We start from the raw sequence: 24327 nt of genomic DNA on the forward strand, positions 1-24327 counted from the left end.
TTGAGGTGAGCAAGGACGCGGGATCGAGTTCCAAGAGTCTCAAGGGCAAGGCGGTGCTGGCCGCCGGTGCGGTGTTGTGGCGCGCCGACGGCGATGACGCGCAGCCACTCGTCGCGGTCATCCACCGCCCGCGCTACGACGACTGGTCACTGCCGAAGGGCAAGGTCGACCCCGGCGAGACGGAACCGGTGACCGCGGTCAGGGAGGTTCTCGAGGAGACGGGCTGCGCCGCACACCTGGGCCGCAGGCTGACCACGGTGAGCTATCCGGTGGACCAGGGCGTCAAGAAGGTCAGGTACTGGGCGGCCCGACGCATCGACGGCGAGTTCGCCCCGAACGACGAAGTCGATCAGCTGATCTGGCTCCCGGTGAACGACGCGATCAAGCGGGTGGGGTATCCGCACGACCGGAAGGTCCTGCGCCGGTTTGCGAAACTGCCCGCCGACACCCAGACCGTACTGTTCGTCCGGCACGGCTCGGCCGGCGACAAGAAGCGGTACCGGGGCGACGACGACAAGCGTCCGCTGGACAAGCGCGGGCGCGCTCAGGCCGAATCGCTCGTCGGACAGTTGCTCGCGTTCGGTGCCGACGAACTGTTCGCCGCGGCCCGCACCCGGTGCCTGCAGACGCTCGAGCCGCTCGCCCAGGAGCTGGGCACCACGGTGACCAGTGAACCCGAGCTCACCGAAGAGGCCTACTCCGAGGACAAGAAAGCGGCCCGCCGCCGGCTCCTCGACATCGTCGCGAAGGCCGGGGAGAGCGGTGCCACTCCGGCGATCTGCTCGCAGGGCAAGGTGATTCCACCCCTGGTCGACTGGTGGTGCGAGCAGGACGGGGTGCGACCGGACAAGTCACGCAACCGCAAGGGCAGCACGTGGGTGCTGTCGCTCTCCGGTGGCCGGCTGGTGTCGGCGGACCACATCGGCAGCCCCCTGGCGGTCAGCGGCTGAGACCGCCCGCATCCGGTCCGCAGCAGAAAACGCCGCGGGTCGGCTCGACCCGCGGCGCCTCCGGTGGGGAATCTACTTGCGGCCCTTCTTGGCCGGCGCCTTCTTGGCAGCCGACTTCTTGGCGGGCGCCTTGGTGGCGGCCTTCTTGGCAGCGGGCGCCTTCTTGGCCGGCGCCTTGGTGGCGGCCTTCTTGGCGGCCGGCGCCTTCTTGGCGGCGGTGGTCTTCTTCGCCGCGGTCGACTTCGCCGGCGCCTTCTTGGCGGCCGTGGTCTTCTTCGCCGCCGTCGACTTGGCCGGCGCCTTGGTGGCGGTGGTCTTCTTCGCCGCCGTCGACTTCGCCGGCGCCTTCTTGGCGGCGGTCTTGGTCGCGGCCTTGCGGGCGGGCGCCTTCTTGGCGGCCGAGCGCTTGGCGGGCGCCGCCGTCACACCGCGCTTGACGGCGGGGCCGTCGGCCGGGAGACGCTGCGCGCCAGAAACAACCGCTTTGAACTGAGCACCCGGGCGGAATGCCGGCACCGAGGTGGGCTTCACCTTCACCGTCTCGCCGGTGCGCGGATTGCGCGCGACACGGGCGGCGCGGCGGCGCTGTTCGAAAACGCCGAAGCCGGTGATGGTCACGCTGTCGCCCTTGTGCACAGCGCGCACGATGGTGTCGACGACGTTCTCGACCGCGGCGGTGGCCTGCCTACGGTCGGTGCCCATTTTGTTCGTCAGTACGTCGATGAGCTCCGCTTTGTTCATTCAAATCCTCCGAGACCAGTGGTCCTCCTTGGACCGACTAGTGGACACGGTAAACCCTTTGACCACTGATTTCCAAGAGCCACGCGCAATTTCAGTAGTAGCTGGCGAACAATTCGGCAATCCGGTTGCCGCGCATGGTCTCCTGCCGGAGGTTCGGAGAACCCCTTCCAGGGCGGCGAATTCGGCCCGCCGCGGGGCCGCGATCAGGCCGGCAGGGTCTTCGGTTTCCAGGCCGGCCTGCGCTGTTCATAGGACTCGATCGCATCGAGTTTCTGCAGCGTAAGGCCTATATCGTCGAGTCCGGAGAGCAGCCGCCATGCGGTGTATTCGTCAATTCTGAACGGCACCACAACCGTTCCGGCGGTCACCGTTCGATCTTGAAGGTCCACACCGATTTCCAGCCCGGGATTCTGCTCGATCAGCTTCCACAGCAGTTCCACATCGTCTTGCGCGACTTCGGCGGCCAGCAGTCCCGCCTTGCCCGCATTCCCGCGGAAGATGTCGGCGAACCTAGACGAGATAACTACCCGGAACCCGTAGTCCATGAGCGCCCAGACCGCGTGCTCGCGCGACGACCCGGTGCCGAAATCCGGTCCGGCCACCAATACGGAACCCCGGTCGAACGGCGCCAGATTGAGAATGAACGACGGGTCGTTGCGCCAGGCGGCGAACAAGCCGTCCTCGAATCCCGTTCGGGTGACCCGTTTCAAATACACCGCCGGGATGATCTGGTCGGTGTCGACGTTCGACCGGCGCAGCGGCACGCCGATCCCGGTGTGGGTGGTGAAGGCTTCCATCACTGGGCTCCTCGGTCGGTCAGGTCGGCGGGAGAGGACAGGGTGCCGCGCACCGCGGTGGCCGCGGCGACGGCGGGTGAGACGAGATGGGTGCGGCCACCCTTGCCCTGCCTGCCCTCGAAATTTCGGTTCGAAGTCGACGCGCAGCGCTGCCCCGGTGAGAGTTGATCGGGATTCATGCCGAGGCACATCGAGCATCCGGCCTGCCGCCACTCAGCGCCTGCGGCGGTGAAGATCGCGTCCAGGCCTTCGGATTCGGCCTGCGCCTTCACCCGCATCGACCCGGGCACGATCAACATCCGCACCCCGTCGGCGACCGAGCGGCTGTTCAGCACGCCGGCGACCACCCGCAGATCCTCGATGCGGCCATTGGTGCAGGAGCCGACGAACACCGTGTCCACCGCGACGTCGCGCATCGCGGTGCCGGGGCGAAGGTCCATGTAGGTCAACGCCTTCTCCGCGGCCTGCCGCTCGCCCTCGTCGACGATCAGCTCGGGGTCGGGTACCGCACCGGACAGCGGAATGCCCTGGCCGGGGTTGGTGCCCCACGTGACGAACGGGCTCAGGCTCGCCGCGTCGATGTGCACCTCGGTGTCGAATTCCGCGCCGGGGTCGGTGCGCAACCGGCTCCACGCCGCGACCGCGGCGTCCCAGTCGGCGCCCTGCGGGGCGTGCCGACGGCCCCGCAGGAATTCGAAGGTGGTGTCGTCCGGTGCCACCATGCCTGCCCGGGCGCCGGCCTCGATGCTCATGTTGCAGATCGTCATCCGGCCCTCCATCGACAACCGCTCGATGGCGCTCCCCCGGTATTCGATGACATGGCCCTGGCCGCCGCCGGTGCCGATCTGCGCGATCACCGCGAGGATGATGTCCTTGGCGCTCACTCCCGGCGGCAGTTCACCGTCGACGTTCACCGCCATCGTCTTGAACGGGCGCAGCGGCAGCGTCTGGGTGGCCATCACGTGCTCGACCTCGGATGTGCCTATTCCCATGGCCAGCGCGCCGAACGCGCCGTGGGTCGAGGTGTGACTGTCGCCGCACACCACCGTCATCCCCGGCTGCGTCAGGCCGAGCTGCGGGCCGATGATGTGCACGATGCCCTGCTCGACATCGCCCATCGGGTGCAGGCGGATGCCGAATTCCGCGCAGTTGCGGCGCAACGTCTCGACCTGGGTGCGCGACACCGGATCGGCGATCGGCTTGTCGATGTCGATCGTCGGGACGTTGTGGTCCTCGGTGGCGATCGTGAGATCGGGCCTGCGCACCGGGCGTCCGGCCAGCCGGAGGCCGTCGAACGCCTGGGGGCTGGTGACCTCGTGGACCAGGTGGAGGTCGATGTAGATCAGGTCGGGTTCGTCGTCGCCGGAGGCGACGACATGGTCGGCCCAGACCTTCTCGGCCATGGTCCTGGGCTTGTGCGAGTTGGCCATCACATCTCGATTCGCGTCGTGGCGCCCCGCACGCCGATCTCGACACGTTGGGCTGGTGTCTCAACATGCGGGACGTTAGTATCTCTCTGTGAGACAGGATAGCGGCATCGGCGTGCTGGACAAAGCCGTGGGCGTGCTGCATTCGGTGGCCGAGTCACCGTGCGGGCTCGCCGAACTGTGCGACCGCACCGGATTGCCGCGGGCCACCGCTCACCGGCTGGCGGCCGGCCTCGAGGTGCACCGGCTGCTCGCCCGCGACGCCGACGGCCGATGGCGGCTCGGCCCGGCGCTCACCGAACTGGCCGGGCACGTCAACGACCCGCTGCTGGCGGCGGGTGCGGTGGTGCTGCCGCGGTTGCGCGAGATCACCGGTGAGAGCGTGCAGTTGTACCGGCGCGAGGGCACCGCGCGGATCTGCGTGGCGGCGCTGGAGCCGCCCGCGGGCCTGCGTGACACGGTTCCGGTGGGCACCCGGCTGTCGATGACCGCAGGCTCGGGCGCCAAGGTGCTGTTGGCCTACGCCGACCCGGCCACCCAGCACGCCGTGCTGCCGGAGGCGAAGTTCACCGACCGTGCCCTGGCCGAAGTCCGCAGGCGCGGCTGGGCGCAGAGCGCGGCCGAACGCGAGCCGGGGGTGGCGAGTGTGTCCGCCCCCGTGCGCGACGGCCGCGGTGCGGTGGTGGCCGCGGTGTCGGTGTCGGGACCCATCGACCGGATGGGCCGCCGTCCCGGTGCACGCTGGGCCGCGGACCTGGTGGCGGCGGCGGAGGCCCTGACCCGCCGGTTGTGACACCGGTCGCAGTCGCGCCGCTCCGTCGCGGAGTTGCGCGGCCCCGGGAACGAGAAACGCCCGCCTCGAGCGAGGCGGGCGATCGGATATCTGGTACCCCCGATGGGATTCGAACCCACGCTACCGCCGTGAGAGGGCGGCGTCCTAGGCCGCTAGACGACGGGGGCTAGAACAAATTCCGGAGAGCCAGCATAGCTCAGGCGTCAGACCTGACCTAATCTCCGGACGCAGCTGGGGTACCAGGACTCGAACCTAGAATGGCGGTACCAGAAACCGCTGTGTTGCCAATTACACCATACCCCAATGGCTACTCGTCACCGCAGGTCACGAGCGCTTTCGGCCCTACCGGCAGCGGCTCGTCGCCGCCGCCCGTGTTTGTGGGCCGACAGGCAGACTACCAAAGATTCCGCGGCCGCTTTTCACGCCTGGGGCCTCTCGGCCGCCGCGCGCTCCCGACCGGCGCGCAACCGCCGTAGGCTGCGGTCACGACCGAGCAGTTCCAGCGACTCGAAAAGCGGCGGGCTGATGCTCGCACCGGTGACCGCCACCCGGATCGGACCGAACGCCTTGCGCGGTTTCAGCTCGAGGCCGTCGATCAGCGCGGACTTCAGCGCCTCCTCGATCGCCGGGGTGGTCCACTCCCCGACGCCCTCCAGCGCCGTCGCCGCGGCATCGAGCACGCCCACCGCCTCGGTGCGCAGCTCCTTGGCGGCCGATTTCTCGTCGAGCGCGAATGCGGAGTCGTCGAGGAACTTCAACAGGTCCCACGCGTCGCCGAGCACGACGATGCGGGTCTGTACCAGCCGGGCGGCCTCCGCGAACCGCCGATCGTCGAGCCCGGTGTCGTGGTCGTGAGCGGTGAAGTAGTCGCGCAGCCGGCGGGTGAACTCGTCCTCGCTGAGCAGCCGGAGGTGCTCGGCATTGAGCGCGTCGGCCTTCTTCTGGTCGAAGCGCGCCGGATTGGAGTTGACGTCGGCGACGTCGAATGCGGCCACCATCTCGTCGAGGCTGAACACGTCGTGGTCGTCGGCGATCCCCCATCCCAGTAGCGCCAGGTAGTTGAGCAGACCCTCGGGGATGAAACCCCGCTCCCGGTGCAGGAAGAGGTTCGACTGCGGGTCGCGCTTGGACAGCTTCTTGTTGCCGTCACCGAGAACGCTGGGCAGGTGCGCGAATTCGGGCACCCGCTCGGCCACGCCGATCCGCATCAGCGCCTCGTACAAGGCGATCTGGCGTGGCGTCGAGGACATGATGTCCTCGCCGCGCAGCACATGGGTGATCTTCATCAACGCGTCGTCCACGGGATTGACCAACGTGTAGAGCGGATCGCCGCTGGCGCGGGTGAGCGCGAAATCCGGCACGGAGCCCGCAGGGAACGTCGTCTCGCCGCGGACAAGATCCCGCCACGTGAGGTCGTGGTCGGGCATCTTGAGCCGGATCACCGGCCTGCGCCCCTCGGCGAGGTAGGCCGCACGCTGCTCGTCGGTCAGCTCCCGGTCGAAGTTGTCGTAGCCCAGCTTCGGGTTGCGTCCTGCGGCCACGTGCCGGGCCTCGACCTCCTCGGGTGTCGAGAACGCCTCGTAGGCCTCGCCGGCCGCGAGCAGGCGGTCCACCACGTCGCGGTGGATGTCGCGTCGCTGCGACTGCCGGTAGGGCGCGTACGGCCCGCCGATGTCGGGGCCCTCGTCGTAGTCCAGACCCAGCCAGGACAGCGCGTCAAGCAGCGCCAGATAGCTTTCCTCGCTGTCGCGTTCGGCGTCGGTGTCCTCGAGCCGGAAGACGAAGGCACCGCCCGTGTGGCGGGCGTAGGCCCAATTGAACAGGGCGGTGCGGATCAGCCCGACGTGGGGCGTTCCCGTGGGCGAGGGGCAGAACCGGACCCGGACCGTCATCACTTGGCCTTTCGCACAACGGGATTGGTCAGCGTGCCGATGCCCTCCACCGTGATGCTGACGGTGTCGCCGTTCTCCAACGGCCCAACTCCCTCCGGCGTGCCGGTGAGGATGACGTCTCCCGGCAGCAGGGTCATCACCGCCGACACCCACTCGATGATGGCCCCGATGTCGTGGATCATCAGCGACGTCCTGCTGTGCTGGCGCAGTTCCCCGTTGACCTCGGTGCGCAGGTCCAGATCGGTGGGGTCGAGGTCGGTGACGATCCAGGGCCCGAGCGGGCAGAAGGTGTCGTGGCCCTTGGCGCGGGTCCACTGCCCGTCCTGCTTCTGCTGGTCCCGGGCGGACACGTCGTTGGCGATCGTGTAGCCGAGGATGTTCTCGGCGGCGCGGGCGGCGGGCACGTCTTTGCACGGGCGGCCGATCACCACCGCCAGTTCGCCTTCGTGGTGCACCGGATTGGCGCCGGCAGGCAGTTGGATCGGGACGTGCGGACCGATGATCGACGTGTTCGGCTTGAGGAAGATGATCGGGTCCGGGAAGTCGCCGCCGCCCATCTCCTCGATGTGCGCGGCGTAGTTCTTGCCCATGCAGACCACCTTGCTGGCCAGGATGGGCGCCAGCAGACGGACGTCGGCCAGCGGCCAGGACCGCCCGGTGAACGTCGGGCTGCCGAACGGGTGTTCGGCGATCTCCTTGGCGACGGCCGCCGGATCGTCGGGCGGACCTTCGATGCTGACGAAGGCGACACCGTCTGGGCTGGCGATTCGACCGAGGCGCATCACCACAGCCTAGTGGCCGCAGGACGGCGGCCGGCGGCCGACTCCCCGCCGCCGTCGTCTCAGTATTTGAGATCAGAGTTCTGCACACTGAGACACGTGTGCCACCATGTCCGCATGGCCACGGCGGCGATCGGCACCCTGCGACGCTGGTCGATGCTGGTCATCGCCCTAACCGCGACGTTGTGCGCCAACGTGTTCATCAACGGTGCGGCGTTTCTCATCCCCACCCTGCACTCCGAGCGCGGACTCGACCTGGCGGTGGCGGGTCTGCTGTCGTCGATGCCGAGCTTCGGGATGGTGTGCACCCTGATCGCCTGGGGCTACGTGGTGGACCGGGTCGGCGAGCGGTTCGTGCTCACCGTGGGATCGGCGCTGACCGCGGCCGCCGCCTTCGCCGCGGCCGCCGCCGACTCCTTGATCCTGGTCGGCGCACTGCTGTTCCTCGGCGGCATGGCGGCCGCCAGCAGCAATTCGGCCAGCGGTCGGCTGGTGGTCGGCTGGTTCCCTCCCCATCAGCGCGGGATGGTGATGGGCATCCGGCAGACCGCGACGCCGCTGGGCGTCGGGCTCGGCGCACTGGTCATCCCCCGGCTTGCCGAGTCGCACGGTGTGGCGACGGCGCTGCTGTTCCCCGCCATCGTGTGTGCGGTCGCGGCGGTGATCTGCGTGGTGGGCGTGCTGGATCCGCCACGGCCGCCCCGCGCGGAGGCGCCCGCCGCGGATCTGGCCAACCCGTACCGCGGCGCGGCTGTGCTGTGGCGAATCCACGCCGTCTCGGTGCTGCTGGTGGTGCCGCAGGCGGTGGTGTGGACGTTCACCCTCGTGTGGCTGATGACCGATCGCGGATGGTCGGCGGTGTCGGCGGGAACGCTGGTGACCGTCTCCCAATTGCTGGGCGCGGCCGGACGAATCGCCGCCGGCTACTGGTCCGACCGGGTGCGTCACCGGCTCCGGCCGATCCGGTCGATCGCCCTGGCTGCGGCCGCCACGATGGCGCTGCTCGCGCTGACCGATGCGCTCGGCTCGCCGGTCAGCGTCGCGCTGATGGTGGCGGCGTCGGTGATCACCGTGTCCGACAACGGGCTTGCCTTCACCGCGATCGCCGAGATCGCGGGCCCCTTCTGGAGCGGGCGTGCCCTCGGCGCGCAGAACACCAGCCAGCACCTGGCCTCGGCGGTCGCCGCGCCTGCGTTCGGCGCCCTGATCGGCATTGCCGGGTATCCGGCGGCGTTCGCGGTGTGCGCCGTGTTGCCGCTGATCGCACTGCCATTGGTTCCCGTCGACGTCGAGACCGGGCTCAGCCCTCGAGATTCGCCGCACACAGGGTGAGGGCCTGAGCCAGCTGACGGCGCGCGGTGCCGGACAGCCCGGACAGCATCTGCGCCTCCACTCCCTCGACCGCGGCATGCGCGCTGCCCAGCCGCCGTCTGCCCTGCGCCGTCAGTTCCAGCGCGCGTGCGCGGCCCGGTGCCTGCGTGCCCGCGTCATCGACGAGGCCTGCGGCGCGCAGACCCGCCAGCAGATCCTGCGCGGACTGGCGCGTCACGAAACACCGCCGCGCGAGCTCTGACGCCGACGCCTCCGGATGATCGGCCAGCGCCCGCAACGCCGAATACTGGGCCATCGACAACCCCGTCGGCCGCAACGCCGAATCACATCGCCGGCGCAGCGCCTGTTGCACCCGCTTGACCAGATAGCCGGCCATGCGCTCCGATTCGGAAACCACCATGACAGGAACCTTACATGCTGCTATCGTCGACTATGTAAGGAACCTGACATTAGGAGGATCGATGACCGTCATCGCCGTGCACAACCCATACGTCACCATGATCAACACATTCACCGTCGAACCCGAACGGGCACAGGCGCTCGCCGACCTGTTGAGCGAGGCCACCGACACCGTCATGCGTCACCGGCACGGCTTCCGCGCCGCCAACATCCACATCAGCAATGACCGCACCCGGGTCGTCAACTACGCACAGTGGGACAGCGAGGAGGCCTATCACCAGATGCTGGCCGACCCCGCGGCGCGCGAGCACATGGGTGGTGCAGCGGCCATCGCCACGGCCTTCGATCCGCACCTGTACACGGTCGTGCACGTCCAGGGTCCCGCCGGAAGCGCAGCCGCCGGGCTATGTTGACCAGACGATGGCCGGCCTACTGCTGCACAACACCACGCTGATCGACGGCACCGGCGCGGACCCGGTGCCCGACGCCGCGGTGCTCGTCGAGGACGATCGAATCCGTTATGCCGGAGATGCTTTCGGCGCACCGGTGGGCGACGCCACGCGCGTCGACCTCGGCGGTCACACCGTGTGTCCCGGCTTCTTCGACTGCCACGTGCATCTCAGTCTGCCCGGAGCGGGCGCCCTGCCGCTGGACCTGGTTCTACGGCCGCCGTCCTACCGCGGCTTCCAGTTGATCGAGCGCCTGCGCGCGACCCTGCACAACGGCGTCACCACCGCTCGCGACCTGATGGGCGTGGACGCCGGCGTTCGCGACGCCGTGGCCGAGGGTCTCATCGCCGGTCCCCGGCTGCTCGTCGCCATCAACATGATGAGCCAGACCAGTGGTCACGCCGACTTCCGCATGCCCTCCGGTCTCGATCTGACTCCGGTGGTGGGTGGCTCGCTGGTGGACACCGTCGACGACGCGCGCCGGCGTACCCGGGAGTTGATCGCGGCGGGCGCCGACGTGATCAAAGTCGCCTCGAGCGGAGGCGTCACTTCCCCCAGCGATCAGCCTGAATGGCTGGGCATGCGCCGCGAACTGATCGCCGCGGTGGTGGCCGAAGCCGCGGCGTACGGCCACAAGCGGGTCGCCGCACACGCAATCGGGCACGCTGGCATCGCGGCGGCCGTCGACGCGGGTGTCACCAGCATCGAGCACGGCTACGCACTCGACGACGAATTGCGCGCGCGGATGGTCGAATCCGGCATCATCCTGGTGCCGACGCTGCTGGAGACCATGAGCGACGCGACCACCTCACCCGCCGGCCAGGCCAAGGGTGCGCGCTGGCACGCCCTGGCCCAGGAGTCGATTGCCGCGTCCGTCGCCGCCGGCGTCACCATCGCGCTCGGCACCGACGCCGGCCTCGGTCCGCGGCACGGCACCAATCTCGAGGAGCTCGGGTTGCTCGTCAGGTTCGGCGGACTGACGCCGATGCAGGCGATCGTCGCCGGCACTCGCAACTCGGCCGAACTCTGCGGCGTGGCCGACGAACTCGGCACAGTGCAGGAGGGCAAGGTCGCCGACCTGGTCGTCGTGCGGGGGAACCCGCTGTCCGACATCGACTCGGTCGGCGTACCCGACAACATTCTGCTGGTGATGAAAGACGGCGCCGTCGCGGTCGACCGCGGTGGCTTCCTCACCCGCTGAACCCCATCCTGCGGAATCTCCGTACCGAATGACACCCGGCGTTACGCTCGCCGCGTGCCGACCGCCGCACTCGACATCATCGACAGGTACTTCACCTGCGAGTTGACCACGCTCGGCCGCGGCGGCGCGCCCCAGACCTGGCCGGTGTCACCGCGTCTGCTCGCCGACGGCCGATTCCTGATGGCCACCAGCATCGGGCTGCCGCAGAAAGCCTTCAACATCCGCCGCGATCCCCGGGTCAGCATGTTGTTCTCCGAGCCGACCGGCAGCGGCCTCGCCGCTCCGGGCGCCGTGCTGATCCAGGGCGACGCCGTCGCCGAGGACGCCATCGTCACCGACGCTCTGGCCGACCCCGATTTCGCCGCACTCATGCAGACGGTCGCCCGACGCCAGCCCGCCGGGGCGATCTGGCACTCACGGGTGGGCCGGCGCGTATTCTGGTCGTACTACATGCGCATCCTGATGCACGTCACCCCGCACCGGGCACTGTACTGGCCGAACCGTGACTTCACCACGGCACCAACAGAACTCGATCTCGGCGAGGTGCGCCGTGTGGAGTGAGGCGGCGAAGGCGCTGCGCCGGTACGACGAAGCCGTCCTCACCGCGATCGACACGCAGGGGTATCCGTTCAGCGTCCGCGTCCGCACCGCGGACTACGACCCGACCACCGGAGTGCTCACCGCCGAGCTGCCCACCGCGCTGGCGCCCGCAGCAGGCCCGGCGAACCTGCTGTGCCACTTCCACGACGACAAGATGTGGAACATCCGGACGCTGCACGTGCGCGGCCGCCTCGAGCGCCGCGACGACGCATGGGACTTCGTCAGCACCGCCTTCACCGCGCCGTCGCGACTGGCGCCCCTGGCCATGATCAGGAACGCGAACGCCTCCGCACGCAGGTATCTCGCCCGGCGCGGCCTCGACCGCCCGGCCGTCGACTGGGCGGCGGTCAAGGAGATGCAGCGCCGGGTGGACGAGCAGCGCTAGAGGTTGGCCGCGATCCGGTCGCCGATCTGGGTGGTCGACAGCTTCTCCTCGCCGCGGGTGGCGAGATGCTGCTCCACCGCACGGTCGACCCGCGCCGCGGCGGCGTCCTCGCCGACGTGGGCCAGCAGCAGGGCCACCGACATCACGGCCGCAGTCGGGTCGGCGATGCCCTGACCCGCGATGTCCGGGGCGCTGCCGTGCACCGGTTCGAACATCGACGGGTTGGTGCGCGTGGCGTCGATGTTGCCGCTGGCGGCCAGGCCGATACCGCCGGAGACGGCGGCGGCGAGGTCGGTGATGATGTCGCCGAACAGGTTGTCCGTGACGATGACGTCGAACCGGCCGGGATCGGTGACCATGTGGATGGTGGCCGCGTCGATGTGCTGATAGGCGGTCTCGACGTCGGGGAATTCGCGGCCGACCTCGGCGACGGTGCGCGCCCACAGCGTTCCGGCGAAGGACAGCACGTTCGTCTTGTGCACCAGCGTGAGGTGCTTGCGCCGCTTGGCCGCTCGCGCGAACGCGTCGCGCACCACCCGTTCGACGCCGAACGCGGTGTTCAGGCTGACCTCGGTGGCGACTTCGTGCGGGGTGCCGGCCCGGATCGCGCCGCCGGTGCCCGTGTACGGGCCTTCGGTTCCTTCGCGCACCACCACGAAGTCGATCGCCGGGTCGCCGGCCAGCGGGCTGGTGACGCCGGGGAGCAGGCGGGAGGGCCGAAGGTTGACGTGGTGGTCGAGCTGGAAGCGCAGTGTCAGCAACAGGCCGCGCTCGAGCACGCCGCTGGGCACCGACGGATCCCCGATCGCACCGAGCAGGATCGCGTCGTGGCCGCGCAGTTCGTCGACCACGCCGTCGGGCAACGTCTCCCCCGTCGCGTGATAGCGCCGCGCGCCCAGGTCGTACTCGGTGCGCTCGACGCCGGGCAGCACGATGTCGAGCACCTTCAGTGCCTCGGCGATGACCTCGGGTCCGATGCCGTCGCCGGCGATGACAGCGAGCTTCACGACAGGTCGACCAGTTCCAACGTCGAAGCGCTCACGTCGCGGCCGATGCCGGACAGCACGTCGGCGGGCACCTGGCGGTCGAGTCGCAACATGATGGTCGCGCCCTCGCCGTCGGCGTCCTGCGAGAGCTGCGCGGCCAGGATGTTGACGCCTGCGCCGCCGAGCAGGGTGCCGATCTTGCCCAGCGCGCCCGGTTGATCGTCGTAGTTGATGATGAGGTTGACGCCCTCGGCGCGCAGATCCAGGTTGCGGCCGTTGACCTGCACGATCTTCTCGACCAGCTGCGGCCCGGACAGCGTGCCCGAGACGTTGACGGTCGACCCGTCGGCGGCCACGGCACGCACGTCGACGACGCTGCGGTGGTTGGGGCTCTCGCTCTCGGTGTCGATGCTCGCCTCGACACCGCGCTCGGCGGCCAGGGCGGGGGCGTTGACGAACGTCACCTGATCCTCGATCACCGCGGAGAACAGGCCACGCAGCGCGGACAGCCGCAGCACCCCGACGTCCTCGGACGCCAACTCACCGCGCACCTGGACGCACAGGTTGGTGGGCAGTTCGGCGGACAGCGCCCCGACCAGCAGGCCCAGCTTGCGGACCAGGTCCAGCCACGGCGCCACCTCCTCGCCGACGGTGCCGCCCCCGACGTTCACGGCGTCGGGCACGAACTCGCCGGCCAGCGCGAGCCGCACACTGGCCGCGACGTCGGTGCCTGCCCGGTCCTGCGCCTCGGCGGTCGATGCGCCGAGGTGCGGTGTGACGACGACCTGCGGCAGCTCGAACAGCGGGCTGTCGGTGCACGGTTCGGTCGCGAAGACGTCCAGACCGGCACCGCGGATGTGCCCGCTGGTGATCGCGTCGGCGAGCGCCTGCTCGTCGATCAGCCCGCCGCGTGCGGCGTTGACGATGATGGCGCCCGGCTTGATCTTGGCCAGCGCGTCCTTGCCGAAGAGGCCCGCGGTCTCCTTCGTCTTCGGCAGGTGCACCGAGATGAAGTCGGCTCGGCCGAGCAGTTCGTCGAGGGACAGCAGTTCGATGCCCAGCTGCGCGGCCCGCGCCGACGACACGTAGGGGTCATAGGCGGTGATGTGCGCGCCGAACGCCGCGAGCCGCTGGGCCACCAGCTGTCCGATGCGGCCGAGCCCGACGACGCCGACGGTCTTGCCGAAGATCTCGGTTCCCGAGAATGACGAGCGCTTCCACGTGTGCTGACGCAGCGTGGCGTCGGCCGCGGGAATCTGGCGTGCCGTCGCGAGCAGCAGCGCCAAGGCGTGTTCGGCGGCGCTGTGGATGTTGGAGGTGGGCGCGTTCACCACGAGCACACCGCGGGCGGTGGCGGCGTCGACGTCGACGTTGTCCAGGCCGACACCGGCCCGCGCGACGATCTTGAGTTTGGGCGCCGCCGCCAGCACCTCGGCGTCGACGGTGGTCGCCGAACGCACCAGCAGCGCGTCGGCGTCCGGCACCGCGGCCAGCAGCTTCGGGCGATCCGGACCGTCCACCCAGCGGACCTCTACCTGGTCACCGAGGGCGGCGACGGTGGATTCGGCGAGTTTGTCGGCGATCAATACAACGGGCAGGCTCACGCGGACAGCGTAGTGGGCTGTAATGGGCCCATGAACATCACGGTGGTCGGCAGCGGGCCCAACGGGCTCGCCGCGGCCGTGGTCTGCGCCCGTGCTGGGCTGTCGGTGCAGGTACTGGAGGCGCAGCCGACGTTGGGAGGTGGGGCGCGCAGCGCCACCGACCCCGAGTTCGACGGCATCCTGCACGACGTGTGCTCGGCGGTGCACCCGCTGGCGCTGGGCTCGCCGTTCTTCGCCGAGTTCGACCTGCAGGCGCGCGGAGTCCGATTCGGCGTGCCCGAGGTCTCCTACGCCAACCCACTGGCGGGGCGGCCCGCGGCGGTCGCCTACCGCGACCTCGACCGCACCTGCGACGAGTTGTCCGACGGTGCGTCCTGGCGGCGGCTGCTCGGCCCGCTCGTGGAGCACGAGGACACGGTGCTGGGGTTCATGTTGGGCGACAAGCGCTCGCTGCCGCCGGACCTCGTCAACGTGACGAGGCTGGGGCTGCGGATCCTGGAGCAGGGTACGCGGGCGTGGAACCTGTTGCTGCGCGGCGACGATGCTCAGGCGTTACTGACAGGCGTTGCCGCACACGCCATTTCGCGACCACCCTCGCTGGCGTCATCCGGTGCCGGGTTGATGCTCAGCACGCTGGCCCACACCCGGGGCTGGCCCATCCCGATCGGCGGCACCCAGGCGATCACCGACGCCCTGATCGCCGACCTGCGCGCCCACGGTGGCGAGATCCACGCCGACAGCGAGGTGACCACCCCGCCATCGGGCGTCGTGCTGTACGACACCGCCCCGACCGCGCTGATGCCGATCTACCGCGAACGGGTTCCATCCCGATACGCCAGAGCGCTGATGCGCTACCGCTTCGGTCCCGGTGCGGCCAAAGTGGACTTCGTCCTCTCCGATGACGTGCCCTGGTCCGACGAGCGGCTGGCCGATGCGCCGACACTGCACCTCGGCGGCAGCCGCGCCGAGATGGCCCGGGCCGAGATCGACGCCGCGCAGGGCCGGCACGCCGCGCGGCCGATGATCCTCGCCGCACTGCCCCACCTCGTCGACCCCACCCGCATGGACGACGCGGGGTGGCGGCCGATGTGGACCTACGCGCACGTTCCCGCGGGATCGACGGTGGACCAGACCGAGGCCGTCACCGCCTCGATCGAACGATTCGCGCCGGGTTTCCGCGACATCGTCGTCGCCGCGCGCAGCGTCACCGCCGCCGAGATGTCGCAGCACAACGCGAATTACGTGGGCGGTGACATCACCGTCGGCGGCGCCGACGTGTTCAAGGCGGTGCTGGGGCCGACCCCGAGGCTCGATCCGTGGGCGACACCGATCGACAAGGTCTACCTGTGCTCGTCGGCCACCCCTCCGGGCGCCGGCGTGCACGGGATGGCGGGCTACTACGCGGCACGTTCGGTGCTACGCCGCGAATTCGGCATCCGTGAGGTGCCGAGCCTCGCCCCCTGACCCCTTCACGACTTCGGCGCGCCCACCCTCGTGAGGTGGACGCGCCGAAAGCGTTGTCGCCTAGGCCGTTTCGGTGATCGGCCGGTCGACCCAGCTCATCAGGTCACGCAGCTTCTTGCCGGTCACCTCGATCGGGTGCTCGGCGTTCTGCTTGCGCAGGCCCTCGAGCTCCTTGTTGCCGCCCTCGACGTTGGCGACGAGCTTCTTGACGAAGGTGCCGTCCTGGATCTCCGACAGGATCTGCTGCATCCGCTTCTTGGTGTCGGCGTCGATGACCCGCGGTCCGGACAGATAGCCGCCGAATTCGGCGGTGTCGGAGACCGAGTAGTTCATCCGCGCGATGCCGCCCTCGTAGATCAGGTCGACGATGAGCTTCAGCTCGTGCAGCACCTCGAAGTAGGCCAGCTCGGGCGCATACCCCGCCTCGACCATCACCTCGAAGCCGGTCTTGATGAGTTCTTCGGTGCCACCGCACAGCACGGCCTGCTCACCGAACAGGTCGGTCTCGGTCTCGTCCTTGAACGTGGTCTTGATGACGCCGGCCCGGGTGCCACCGATGCCCTTGGCGTAGGACAGCACCAGCGCCTCGCCCTCGCCCTTGGGGTCCTGCTCCACGGCGACCAGGCACGGAACGCCCTTGCCGTCGACGAACTGACGGCGCACCAGATGGCCGGGGCCCTTGGGGGCCACCATGCCGATGGTCACGTTCGCCGGCGGCTTGATCAGGTCGAAGTGGATGTTCAGGCCGTGTCCGAAGAACAGCGCATTGCCGTCCTCGAGGTTGGGCTCGATGTCATTGGTGAAGATGTCGGCCTGCGCGGTGTCGGGCGCGAGCAGCATGATCACGTCCGCCCACTTGGCGACCTCGGCCGGAGTGTCGACCTCGAGACCCTGCTCGGTGACCTTGTCCCGGGACTTGGAGCCCTCCTTGAGGCCGACCTTCACCTGCACGCCCGAGTCACGAAGGCTCAGCGAATGGGCGTGGCCCTGGCTGCCGTAGCCGATGACGCCGACCTTGCGTCCCTGGATGACGGACAGATCCGCATCGCCGTCGTAGAACATCTCAACTGCCACTCTGTATTTCCTTCTCTTCTGAGCGTCTTCGCTTGTTTTCGGGGATTACTTGGCGGAGCCGATGCCGCGGGGACCGCGGGACAACGACACCACACCGGACTGCACGATCTCGCGGATACCGTACGGCTCGAGCACCCGCAGCAGCGCCTCGAGCTTGCCCGGCGTGCCGGTGGCCTCGACCGTCAGCGACTCGTTGGAGACGTCGACGACCTTGGCGCGGAACAGGTTCACCGCCTCGATGACCTGGCCGCGGGTGGTCGCGTCCGCGCGGACCTTGATCAGCGCCAGCTCACGCGAGACCGAGTTGTCGGCGTCCTGCTCGACGATCTTGATCACGTTGATCAGCTTGTTGAGCTGCTTGGTGATCTGTTCGAGGGGAAGCAGCTCCTCGACGCTGACGACGATCGTCATGCGGGACATGTCCTTCTGCTCCGTCGCGCCGACGGCCAGCGACTCGATGTTGTAGCCGCGCCGCGAGAACAGCGCCGCGACACGGGCGAGCACACCGGGTTTGTCCTCGACGAGCACCGACAGCGTGTGTGTGGTGGTCATCAGGCGTGCCCCTCTTCGTTGTCGTCGAACAGCGGACGGATGTTGTGGGCGGCCATGATCTGGTCATTGCTGGTGCCTGCGGCCACCATCGGCCACACCTGTGCGTCGGCGCCGACGGTGAAGTCGATGACCACCGGCCGGTCGTTGATCGCGCGGGCCTGGTTGATGACATCCTCGACGTCTTCGGCACGCTCACAACGCAACCCGACACAGCCCAGTGCGTCGGCCAGCTTCACGAAGTCCGGGATCCGGCGCGAGTGGGTGCCCAGATCCGTCTGGCTGTACCGCTCCTCGTAGAACAGCGTCTGCCACTGGCGCACCATGCCGAGATTGCCGTTGTTGATCACCGCAACCTTGATCGGGATGCCCTCGACCGCACAGGTCGCCAGCTCCTGGTTGGTCATCTGGAAGCAGCCGTCGCCGTCGATGGCCCACACCTCGGCCTCGGGCCGGCCCATCTTGGCGCCCATCGCCGCCGGGACGGCGAAGCCCATGGTGCCCAGGCCGCCCGAGTTGAGCCACGTCCGCGGGTTCTCGTAGGAGATGAACTGCGCGGCCCACATCTGGTGCTGCCCGACGCCGGCCACATAGATCGCATCGGGGCCGGCCAGCTTGCCCAGCGACTCGATCACGTACTCCGGCGACAGGCTGCCGTCGCTCTGCGGGCCGTAGCTCAGCGGATACGTCGACTGGACGCCGCGCAGGTACTCCCACCACGTGTCGATTCCCAATTCCTGCGTGCCGCCGGTGTCCTTCCTCAGCACCTCGAGCAGGTCGGCGATGACGGCCTTGACGTCACCCACGATCGGCACGTCGGCGTGCCGGTTCTTGCCGATCTCGGCCGGGTCGATGTCGGCATGGATGACCTTCGCCTCAGGTGCGAAGGAGTCCAGCTGCCCGGTCACCCGGTCGTCGAAACGGGTGCCCAGCGCGATCAACAGGTCGCTGCGCTGCAGCGCGGCCACCGCGGAGACGGTGCCGTGCATCCCCGGCATGGCGAGGTTCTGGGGGTGGCTGTCGGGGAACGCGCCACGCGCCATGAGCGTGGTGACCACCGGGATGCCGGTCAGTTCGGCGAGGTCCAGCAGCTCCTGGCTGGCGTCGCCGCGGATCACGCCACCGCCGACGTAGAGCACCGGCTTACGCGCGGCCGTGATCAGCTTCGCCGCCTCCCGCACCTGGCGGCTGTGCGGTTTGGTGTTCGGCTTGTACCCGGGCAGGTCCATCTGCGGCGGCCAGGAGAACGTGCACTTGCCCTGCAGGATGTCCTTGGGGATGTCGACGAGCACCGCGCCGGGCCGCCCGGAGGACGCGATGTGGAACGCCTCGGCGATCACCCGTGGGATGTCGTCACCGTTGCGGACCAGGAAGTTGTGCTTGGTGATCGGCATCGTGATGCCGGAGATGTCGGCCTCCTGGAAGGCGTCGGTGCCGATCAGCGCGCGGCCGACCTGACCGGTGATCGCCACCACCGGGATGGAGTCCATCTGTGCGTCCGCCAGCGGCGTCACCAGGTTGGTGGCGCCGGGACCCGAGGTCGCCATGCACACGCCGACCCGCCCGGTGGCGTGGGCGTATCCGCTGGCGGCGTGGCCGGCGCCCTGCTCGTGGCGCACCAGCACGTGGCGCAGCTTCTGGGAATCGAACAGCGGGTCGTAGACCGGCAGGACAGCGCCGCCCGGGATGCCGAAGATCACGTCGACGTCGAGTTCCTCGAGCGACCGGATCACCGCCTGGGCACCGGTGACTTCATGCGGCGCAATTCGCTTGGGCTGCACGGTCTTCGGGCTGGTGGACTTGACAGCGGACACGGCATCGCCGCTGGGCGGCGCGGTGGCGGCCCGTTCCGGTGGTCGCGTGGTCGGTGCGCTCACTTCGTCCTCTTGAATCTCGTTGTTGTCGGTTTCACTTCGGCGCCCTTGAAGCAACAAAAAACCCCCGTCAGCAGGGCTGCTGTACGAGGGTTGGCGCGTCGATGCTGGTGGCTATGCCCAAGAGAGGGCCAGCGCGGCATCAACGCGCCAACCAATTACTACGAGCAAGCCCTTTCGCATAACACATGACGGTAGCCTCCGCACTGGTCACAGGTCAAATTCCGGCTGCCCCCGGTCCGGCCCGCCGTCACCCTCCCGGCGCAGTGCCAGAATGGGGGTGTGACCACGCCATCCGCATCCACGCCGCCGGCTCCGGTCGTCATCCGGATCTCGCCGATGGCGCACCTTGCGGTCGGATTCTTCGCCTTCGCGCTGCTCGCGGTCGTGCTCAGCACCCCGCCGGTGTCCGCCGCGCTCTTTCTGCTGCCGATCGCACTGTCGGCGTTGATCATTCGCTACCGCACCGTCGCCGATCAGGACACCGTCACCGCACGCCGGGCGTTCGGCAGCACCACCGTGCCGTGGTCCGACATCGAGGGCCTGCAGTTCGGCAAGGGCGCCTGGGCGTCGGCCCGCCTCGTCGACGGAACCGAATTGCGCCTTCCGGCCGTGACATTCGCGACACTGCCGGAGCTGACGGAGATCAGCGCGGGCCGGGTGCCCAACCCGTACGCGTAGCCGTCAGGCCAGCGGGTTGGCGCCGTTGAGCAGCACCCACAGCCCGATACCCGCCCCGACGCCCAGCAGCAGCGCGGCAAACGATCCGACGAACGGCCGGCGGGTCCAGCCGCGCCGCGCGTCGAAGCCGTACCGCCCCGGCCCGGCCAGGATGACCGCGGCGACCGCGGCCAGCACGAACACCCGGTACTCATGGCCGTCGGTGAGGAATGCGGAGAGCCTGGCCTCTTCGTGGGCGACGACCGCCTCGGCGAGCACCCCGTTGATCAGGTACGCCAGTGCGCCGGCGGCGGCCACCGGGGTGAACAGGCCGAGCACCAGCAGCACCCCGGCGGCGATCTGACCGATGGTGGCCACGTACGTCAGGACTCCGGCGTGCTGGAAGCCGAGTTCGGCCAGCGTCGTCTCGAAACCGCCGAGGCCCGGACCGCCCCACCACCCGAACGCCTTCTGCAGGCCGTGGGAGATCAGCAGCACGCCGACCGCCAGCCGGAGCACCAGCAGGCCGAGGTCCTGGGTGCCGCGCCGGCCCGCGGCCCTGACCCGGTCCTCGGCGATGGGGTCGACGTCGATCTCGGCGGGCTCGGCGGAGTACGGCGCCATCGCGTGGCGCCCGCTGGGCTGCACGTAGGGCAGTGGTTCCGGGTCGGCGAGCAGGCCGAGCCCGGGCTCGGCACTGGTGCCCTTGGTGGAGTCGTAACGCGGGATCGCGGTGGTCTCGAAGTCCCCGCCGTAGGTCGAGGTCGGCAGATCGTCTTCCGGATCGACCAGGCTCGCCGTCGCCGGGCGGGCCGAGCCGTCGGGCCGTTGCCAGGCGCGCGGGTCCTGAGAGTGACTGGTCACGCTGTCAGGGTAAGTGCAACTCACCCTCGAACCGGGGATTTACCACGGCGCTTTGGCCGCGTTTCGGCAGGTGGGCGAGCACCGGCGTGGCGAGCACCGCCCGGCGATCCGTAATCTGGCTCGCATGAGGACGCGCCGGCCGGTCATGGGTGTGTTCGTGCTGTTGTGCGCGCTCGTGGTCGGGTCGGGTTGCGCCCGCTTCGACGAGGCGCAGTCGCAGCCGTTCACCACCGAGCCGGAGATGAAGCCGCCGCCGAGTTCGGCGCCGCCACCACCACCGCCGTTGCCGCCCACGCCGTTCCCCAAGCAGTGCCCGGCGCCCGGGGTCATGCAGGGCTGCCTGGAGAGCACCAGCGGGCTGATCATGTTGCCCGACGGCCAGTCGGCGCTGGTCGCCGAGCGCACCACGGGCGAGGTCAAGGAGGTCGCGGTCCGAGCCGAGCCCAAGGTCAAGACCACCATCCCGGTCGACGGGTCCGGCGACGGCGGCCTGATGGACATCGTCATGTCGCCGACCTACTCCCAGGACCGGCTGATGTACGCCTACGTCAGCACGCCGTCCGACAACCGCGTCGTGCGCATCGCCGACGGCGACATCCCCAAGCCGATCCTGACCGGCATCCCCAAGGGCGCCACCGGCAATTCGGGCTCCCTGATCTTCACCAGCCCGACGACGCTGCTGGTGCAGACCGGCGACGCGGGCAATCCCGCACAGGCCGCCGACCCCGGTTCGTTGGCGGGCAAGGTGCTGCGCATCGAGCAGCCGACCACCGTCGACCAGGCGCCGACGACGACCGCACTGAGCGGGCTGGGGGCGGGCGGCTCGATGTGCGTCGACCCGTCCGACGGATCCCTCTACGTCACCGACCGCACGCCCACCGCGGACCGGTTGCAGCGGATCACCAAGGAGTCGGCGGTCTCGACCGTGTGGACGTGGCCGGACCGGCCGGGCGCGGCCGGCTGCGCGGCGCTGGACGGCACCGTGCTGGTGAACCTGGTGAACACCAAGCAGACGGTCGCGGTGCGGATGGCGCCGGACACCGGAGCGGTCACCGGCGAGCCGGAGGTGCTGCGCCAGGACACCCACGGGCACGCCTGGGCGCTGCAGCTGTCCCCCGACGGCAACGTCTGGGGCGCCACGGTGAACAAGACCTCGGGCGACGCCGAGAAGTTCTCCGACGTGGTGTTCCCGCTGTTCCCGCAGGGCGGCGGCTTCCCGCGCAGCAACGCCGACAACACCTGATCCCCGCGGTCACCCCGCCACGACGCGGAGGCCGCTTTCGCCATGTGGGCGGCGCTGGTTCCCGCAGCGGAGACCTAGTCCCCCGCCGCCACCAGTGAGCGCAGTTGCAGGCCGGGGTTGTCCCGTTCGACGCTCTGCAGGCGCCACGGGGTGGAGAACACCGCGAGGATGACGCCGTCGGTCCGGGTGAAGACCTCGACGGACGCCTGCTTCTGCAGCAACTCGACGTCGGCGGGGTCGGCGGCGCGCGCGACGGTGTAGGGCAGCGGCTCGAGCGAGATCGGCGCGGCGAACTCGGCGGCCATCCGGTGGGTGGCCACCTCGAACTGCATCGGCCCCACCGCGGCGAACACCGGCGCCTGGTCGCCGCGCCGGTCCGAGCGCAGCACCTGGACGACGCCTTCCTGCTCGAGTTGCTCGATGCCCTTGCGGAACTGCTTGTGCTTACTGGGGTCCGTGCCCCGCGCGACGGCGAAATGCTCGGGCGAGAAGCTCGGTATCGGCGGGTACTGCACGGCGATGTCCCGGTAGAGCGTGTCGCCCGGACGCAGCGACGCGGCGTTGGCGAGCCCGATGACGTCGCCCGGCCAGGCGGTGTCCAGAGTGGAACGGTTCTGACCGAAGACCGATTGCGCGTACTTGGTGACGAACGGCTTGCCGGTGGCGGCGTGGGTGAGCACCTCCCCGCGCTCGAACGTGCCCGAGACCACCCGGGCGTATGCGATCCGGTCACGGTGGGCCGAATCCATCCCCGCCTGGACCTTGAACACGAACGCGCTGAACGGCGACGAGGCGTCGCGCCGGTTGCCGTCGACGTCGAGTTGACCGTGCGGCGACGGCGCCAGCTGGGCGAGGACGTCCAGGAGCTGATTGACCCCGAAGTTGAGGATGGCCGAGGTGAAGAGAACCGGTGTCGAAGTACACCGCAGGAAGGAGTCCCGGTCGAAGTCGGCGCCGTCGGCGGACAGCAGCTCCGACTCCTCGAGCGCGGTGTCCCAGTCGCTTCCCGCGACCTCGTGGGCGCGGGAGGCATCGATGTGTTCTTCGGGCGCGGCGGTGGCACCGCCGGCTGTTCGGGTGTACTTGATGTAGGTGCCGGTACGCCGGTCGAGGACGCCCTTGAAGTCACCGGCGATCCCGACCGGCCACGTCAACGGAGTGGTCTGCAGCTGAATGCGCTCGTGGATCTCGTCCATCAACTCCAGTGCGTGGCGACCCGGCCGGTCCCATTTGTTGACCACCGTGATGATGGGAATGCCGCGGTGCCGGCAGACCTGAAACAGCTTGAGCGTCTGCGGTTCCAGGCCCTTGGCGGCGTCGATGAGCATCACCGCGCAGTCCACGGCGGTCAGCACCCGGTAGGTGTCCTCGGAGAAGTCGGCGTGGCCGGGAGTGTCGAGGAGGTTGATGACGCAGGTGTCCCCGCTGTGCGTCCGGTACGGGAACTGCAGCGCCGTCGAGGTGATCGAGATCCCGCGGGCCTTCTCCATCTCCATCCAGTCCGAGACGGTGGCGCGGCGGCCGGCCTTGCCGTGGATCGCGCCCGCCTCGGTGATGGCCTTGGCGTGCAGCACCAGCGCCTCGGTCAGCGTGGACTTACCGGCGTCGGGATGGCTGATCACGGCGAACGTTCTGCGACGTCGCGCTTCGGCGGAGATGCGGTCTGCCTTGGGCCCCGTGGCGGCCGTCGACACACCGGAGGCGGTATCGGTCATTGCACTGTCGATGATATTGGCCGTGGCGGCCAAACCGATAATCGCGGCGGTCTAGGTCTGCAGTGCGAGATGCATCACGTGCAGGCCGACCAAACCGTGCGTGCGCGAACGGAAGGCACCCGGGACGGTGCCCACGATGTCGAACCCCAGCGACCGCCACAGCCGCACCGCCCGGCTGTTGGTCTCGACGACGGCGTTGAACTGGATCGCGCGGTACCCGTTGCGCCGGTGCCAGTCGATCACCCACTCGGCCATCGCCCGACCCGTCCCGCGGATCTGCACCCCCGGGTCGACCATGAAACTGGCCGTGCCGACATGGTCGCCGCGACCGGGGCGGTTGGGGCCCATCTTCGCGGTACCGACCACCCGGCCGTCGACCACGGCCACGATCGTGTGGCCGGGCGGTGGCTCGAGCCACAGCCGCGCGATCTCCTCGTCGGTCAGCGCCTCGGGATAGGCATAACTCTCGCCGTCGGCCACCACCGGCCGGAAGATCGCGGCGATCCGGCGCACGTCGTCGGCGCCGGCGGCCCGTATCCCCAGCACGGC

At 69.3% G+C, this 24327-nt stretch carries 24 protein-coding genes and 2 tRNA genes; 10 read left to right on the forward strand and 16 right to left on the reverse strand.

Annotation, left to right across the window (positions count from 1 at the left end; all coding sequences use genetic code 11):
• Window positions 1–5 precede the first annotated feature (5 nt).
• Window positions 6–950 (forward strand): NUDIX hydrolase, encoded by a 945-nt coding sequence (locus AB0K11_RS00260; RefSeq protein WP_364971368.1) that lies wholly within the window; start codon window positions 6–8, stop codon window positions 948–950.
• Between the two features lie 72 nt (window positions 951–1022).
• Here AB0K11_RS00260 and AB0K11_RS00265 read toward each other — a convergent pair whose 3' ends face one another.
• The 3 genes from AB0K11_RS00265 to leuC all read right to left on the reverse strand — a co-directional run bounded on the left by AB0K11_RS00265 (window position 1023) and on the right by leuC (window position 3921).
• Window positions 1023–1691 (reverse strand): HU family DNA-binding protein, encoded by a 669-nt coding sequence (locus tag AB0K11_RS00265; RefSeq protein WP_364971369.1) that lies wholly within the window; start codon window positions 1689–1691, stop codon window positions 1023–1025.
• 203 nt (window positions 1692–1894) lie between these two features.
• A complete protein-coding gene (gene leuD / locus AB0K11_RS00270) occupies window positions 1895–2488 on the reverse strand; it encodes a 3-isopropylmalate dehydratase small subunit (protein WP_364971370.1) in 594 nt (197 codons plus the stop codon).
• Window positions 2488–3921 (reverse strand): 3-isopropylmalate dehydratase large subunit, encoded by a 1434-nt coding sequence (gene leuC, locus AB0K11_RS00275; RefSeq protein WP_364971371.1) that lies wholly within the window; start codon window positions 3919–3921, stop codon window positions 2488–2490. The genes leuD and leuC overlap by 1 nt, the downstream gene beginning before the upstream one ends.
• Before the next feature lie 85 nt (window positions 3922–4006).
• Between leuC and AB0K11_RS00280 the strand changes: the two genes are divergently transcribed.
• Complete coding sequence (locus AB0K11_RS00280) at window positions 4007–4708, forward strand: IclR family transcriptional regulator (RefSeq protein WP_364971372.1); 702 nt, start codon at window positions 4007–4009, stop codon at window positions 4706–4708.
• A 91-nt stretch (window positions 4709–4799) separates the two neighbouring features.
• On the opposite strand, the gene AB0K11_RS00285 is transcribed toward AB0K11_RS00280, so the two are convergent.
• From AB0K11_RS00285 to AB0K11_RS00300, 4 genes are all read right to left on the reverse strand, one after another.
• Window positions 4800–4875: transfer RNA gene (locus tag AB0K11_RS00285), tRNA-Glu, on the reverse strand.
• Between the two features lie 64 nt (window positions 4876–4939).
• A tRNA-Gln gene (locus AB0K11_RS00290) sits at window positions 4940–5011 on the reverse strand.
• A 116-nt stretch (window positions 5012–5127) separates the two neighbouring features.
• Window positions 5128–6600, reverse strand: coding sequence for a glutamate--tRNA ligase (gene gltX, locus AB0K11_RS00295; RefSeq protein WP_364971373.1), 1473 nt, complete (start codon window positions 6598–6600; stop codon window positions 5128–5130).
• Window positions 6600–7382, reverse strand: coding sequence for a fumarylacetoacetate hydrolase family protein (locus tag AB0K11_RS00300; protein WP_364971374.1), 783 nt, complete (start codon window positions 7380–7382; stop codon window positions 6600–6602). The genes gltX and AB0K11_RS00300 overlap by 1 nt, the downstream gene beginning before the upstream one ends.
• Before the next feature lie 114 nt (window positions 7383–7496).
• Here AB0K11_RS00300 and AB0K11_RS00305 point away from each other — a divergent pair, with 114 nt between their 5' ends.
• Window positions 7497–8711 (forward strand): MFS transporter, encoded by a 1215-nt coding sequence (locus tag AB0K11_RS00305; RefSeq protein WP_364971375.1) that lies wholly within the window; start codon window positions 7497–7499, stop codon window positions 8709–8711.
• Here AB0K11_RS00305 and AB0K11_RS00310 read toward each other — a convergent pair.
• Complete coding sequence (locus AB0K11_RS00310) at window positions 8680–9111, reverse strand: MarR family transcriptional regulator (protein ID WP_364971376.1); 432 nt, start codon at window positions 9109–9111, stop codon at window positions 8680–8682. The two genes, AB0K11_RS00305 and AB0K11_RS00310, sit on opposite strands and share 32 nt — an antisense overlap.
• 61 nt (window positions 9112–9172) lie before the next feature.
• On the opposite strand from AB0K11_RS00310, the gene AB0K11_RS00315 reads away from it, so the two are divergent.
• The 4 genes from AB0K11_RS00315 to AB0K11_RS00330 are packed head-to-tail and all read left to right on the forward strand — an operon-like array spanning window position 9173 to window position 11745.
• Window positions 9173–9523, forward strand: coding sequence for an antibiotic biosynthesis monooxygenase (locus tag AB0K11_RS00315; RefSeq protein ID WP_364971377.1), 351 nt, complete (start codon window positions 9173–9175; stop codon window positions 9521–9523).
• Window positions 9524–9530: 7 nt separating this feature from the next.
• On the forward strand, window positions 9531–10760 hold the full coding sequence (locus AB0K11_RS00320) for an amidohydrolase family protein (protein WP_364971378.1): 1230 nt from the start codon (window positions 9531–9533) through the stop codon (window positions 10758–10760).
• Between the two features lie 54 nt (window positions 10761–10814).
• On the forward strand, window positions 10815–11321 hold the full coding sequence (locus AB0K11_RS00325; RefSeq protein WP_364971379.1) for a pyridoxamine 5'-phosphate oxidase family protein: 507 nt from the start codon (window positions 10815–10817) through the stop codon (window positions 11319–11321).
• Window positions 11311–11745: a hypothetical protein gene (locus AB0K11_RS00330; RefSeq protein WP_364971380.1), complete on the forward strand. Its 435-nt coding sequence runs from the start codon at window positions 11311–11313 to the stop codon at window positions 11743–11745. Before AB0K11_RS00325 ends, AB0K11_RS00330 begins: the two co-directional genes overlap by 11 nt.
• Here the strand turns inward: AB0K11_RS00330 and AB0K11_RS00335 are convergent.
• The gene (locus AB0K11_RS00335) at window positions 11742–12752 is read right to left on the reverse strand and encodes a 3-isopropylmalate dehydrogenase (RefSeq protein WP_364971381.1); all 1011 of its coding nucleotides are present in this window, start codon (window positions 12750–12752) and stop codon (window positions 11742–11744) included. The genes AB0K11_RS00330 and AB0K11_RS00335 overlap by 4 nt on opposite strands.
• The gene (gene serA, locus AB0K11_RS00340) at window positions 12749–14335 is read right to left on the reverse strand and encodes a phosphoglycerate dehydrogenase (RefSeq protein WP_364971382.1); all 1587 of its coding nucleotides are present in this window, start codon (window positions 14333–14335) and stop codon (window positions 12749–12751) included. The genes AB0K11_RS00335 and serA overlap by 4 nt, the downstream gene beginning before the upstream one ends.
• A 30-nt stretch (window positions 14336–14365) precedes the next feature.
• On the opposite strand from serA, the gene AB0K11_RS00345 reads away from it, so the two are divergent.
• Window positions 14366–15799 (forward strand): NAD(P)/FAD-dependent oxidoreductase, encoded by a 1434-nt coding sequence (locus AB0K11_RS00345; protein ID WP_364971383.1) that lies wholly within the window; start codon window positions 14366–14368, stop codon window positions 15797–15799.
• Window positions 15800–15859: 60 nt separating this feature from the next.
• Here AB0K11_RS00345 and ilvC read toward each other — a convergent pair whose 3' ends face one another.
• From ilvC to AB0K11_RS00360, 3 genes are read right to left on the reverse strand one after another with little or no spacing between them, the layout of a single operon-like run.
• Complete coding sequence (gene ilvC / locus AB0K11_RS00350; protein ID WP_364973587.1) at window positions 15860–16861, reverse strand: ketol-acid reductoisomerase; 1002 nt, start codon at window positions 16859–16861, stop codon at window positions 15860–15862.
• A gap of 57 nt (window positions 16862–16918) precedes the next feature.
• Window positions 16919–17428, reverse strand: a complete 510-nt coding sequence (gene ilvN, locus AB0K11_RS00355) for an acetolactate synthase small subunit (RefSeq protein ID WP_364973589.1) — start codon at window positions 17426–17428, stop codon at window positions 16919–16921.
• Entirely contained in the window at window positions 17425–19299 is a 1875-nt protein-coding gene (locus tag AB0K11_RS00360; RefSeq protein ID WP_364971384.1) for an acetolactate synthase large subunit, read from the reverse strand. The genes ilvN and AB0K11_RS00360 overlap by 4 nt, the downstream gene beginning before the upstream one ends.
• 336 nt (window positions 19300–19635) lie before the next feature.
• Between AB0K11_RS00360 and AB0K11_RS00365 the strand changes: the two genes are divergently transcribed.
• A complete protein-coding gene (locus AB0K11_RS00365; RefSeq protein WP_364973592.1) occupies window positions 19636–19977 on the forward strand; it encodes a PH domain-containing protein in 342 nt (113 codons plus the stop codon).
• A gap of 3 nt (window positions 19978–19980) precedes the next feature.
• On the opposite strand, the gene AB0K11_RS00370 is transcribed toward AB0K11_RS00365, so the two are convergent.
• Window positions 19981–20820, reverse strand: a complete 840-nt coding sequence (locus tag AB0K11_RS00370; RefSeq protein ID WP_364971385.1) for a DoxX family protein — start codon at window positions 20818–20820, stop codon at window positions 19981–19983.
• A gap of 124 nt (window positions 20821–20944) precedes the next feature.
• Between AB0K11_RS00370 and AB0K11_RS00375 the strand changes: the two genes are divergently transcribed.
• The gene (locus AB0K11_RS00375; protein WP_364971386.1) at window positions 20945–22063 is read left to right on the forward strand and encodes a PQQ-dependent sugar dehydrogenase; all 1119 of its coding nucleotides are present in this window, start codon (window positions 20945–20947) and stop codon (window positions 22061–22063) included.
• Between the two features lie 74 nt (window positions 22064–22137).
• Here AB0K11_RS00375 and AB0K11_RS00380 read toward each other — a convergent pair whose 3' ends face one another.
• Together AB0K11_RS00380 and AB0K11_RS00385 are read right to left on the reverse strand one after the other, a co-directional pair.
• Window positions 22138–23778 carry a peptide chain release factor 3 gene (locus AB0K11_RS00380; protein WP_364971387.1) on the reverse strand — a complete coding sequence of 547 codons (1641 nt, stop codon included), beginning with the start codon at window positions 23776–23778 and terminating at the stop codon, window positions 22138–22140.
• A gap of 51 nt (window positions 23779–23829) precedes the next feature.
• Window positions 23830–24324: a GNAT family N-acetyltransferase gene (locus tag AB0K11_RS00385; RefSeq protein WP_364971388.1), complete on the reverse strand. Its 495-nt coding sequence runs from the start codon at window positions 24322–24324 to the stop codon at window positions 23830–23832.
• Window positions 24325–24327: the final 3 nt, after the last annotated feature.

The organism is Mycobacterium sp. NPDC050551, from assembly GCF_040674075.1.
Taxonomy (GTDB): Bacteria; Actinomycetota; Actinomycetes; order Mycobacteriales; family Mycobacteriaceae; genus Mycobacterium.

Bases quoted from the DNA above. Each gene is read 5' to 3' on its own strand.
- AB0K11_RS00320 (WP_364971378.1), top strand. From the start codon at position 9,531: ATGGCCGGCCTACTGCTGCACAACACCACGCTGATCGACGGCACCGGC.
- gltX (WP_364971373.1), bottom strand. From the start codon at position 6,600: ATGACGGTCCGGGTCCGGTTCTGCCCCTCGCCCACGGGAACGCCCCAC.
- AB0K11_RS00315 (WP_364971377.1), top strand. From the start codon at position 9,173: ATGACCGTCATCGCCGTGCACAACCCATACGTCACCATGATCAACACA.
- AB0K11_RS00345 (WP_364971383.1), top strand. From the start codon at position 14,366: ATGAACATCACGGTGGTCGGCAGCGGGCCCAACGGGCTCGCCGCGGCC.
- AB0K11_RS00365 (WP_364973592.1), top strand. From the start codon at position 19,636: ATGGCGCACCTTGCGGTCGGATTCTTCGCCTTCGCGCTGCTCGCGGTC.
- AB0K11_RS00265 (WP_364971369.1), bottom strand. From the start codon at position 1,691: ATGAACAAAGCGGAGCTCATCGACGTACTGACGAACAAAATGGGCACC.
- AB0K11_RS00310 (WP_364971376.1), bottom strand. From the start codon at position 9,111: ATGGTGGTTTCCGAATCGGAGCGCATGGCCGGCTATCTGGTCAAGCGG.
- AB0K11_RS00375 (WP_364971386.1), top strand. From the start codon at position 20,945: ATGAGGACGCGCCGGCCGGTCATGGGTGTGTTCGTGCTGTTGTGCGCG.
- ilvC (WP_364973587.1), bottom strand. From the start codon at position 16,861: ATGTTCTACGACGGCGATGCGGATCTGTCCGTCATCCAGGGACGCAAG.
- AB0K11_RS00305 (WP_364971375.1), top strand. From the start codon at position 7,497: ATGGCCACGGCGGCGATCGGCACCCTGCGACGCTGGTCGATGCTGGTC.
- AB0K11_RS00300 (WP_364971374.1), bottom strand. From the start codon at position 7,382: ATGCGCCTCGGTCGAATCGCCAGCCCAGACGGTGTCGCCTTCGTCAGC.
- leuD (WP_364971370.1), bottom strand. From the start codon at position 2,488: ATGGAAGCCTTCACCACCCACACCGGGATCGGCGTGCCGCTGCGCCGG.
- AB0K11_RS00380 (WP_364971387.1), bottom strand. From the start codon at position 23,778: ATGACCGATACCGCCTCCGGTGTGTCGACGGCCGCCACGGGGCCCAAG.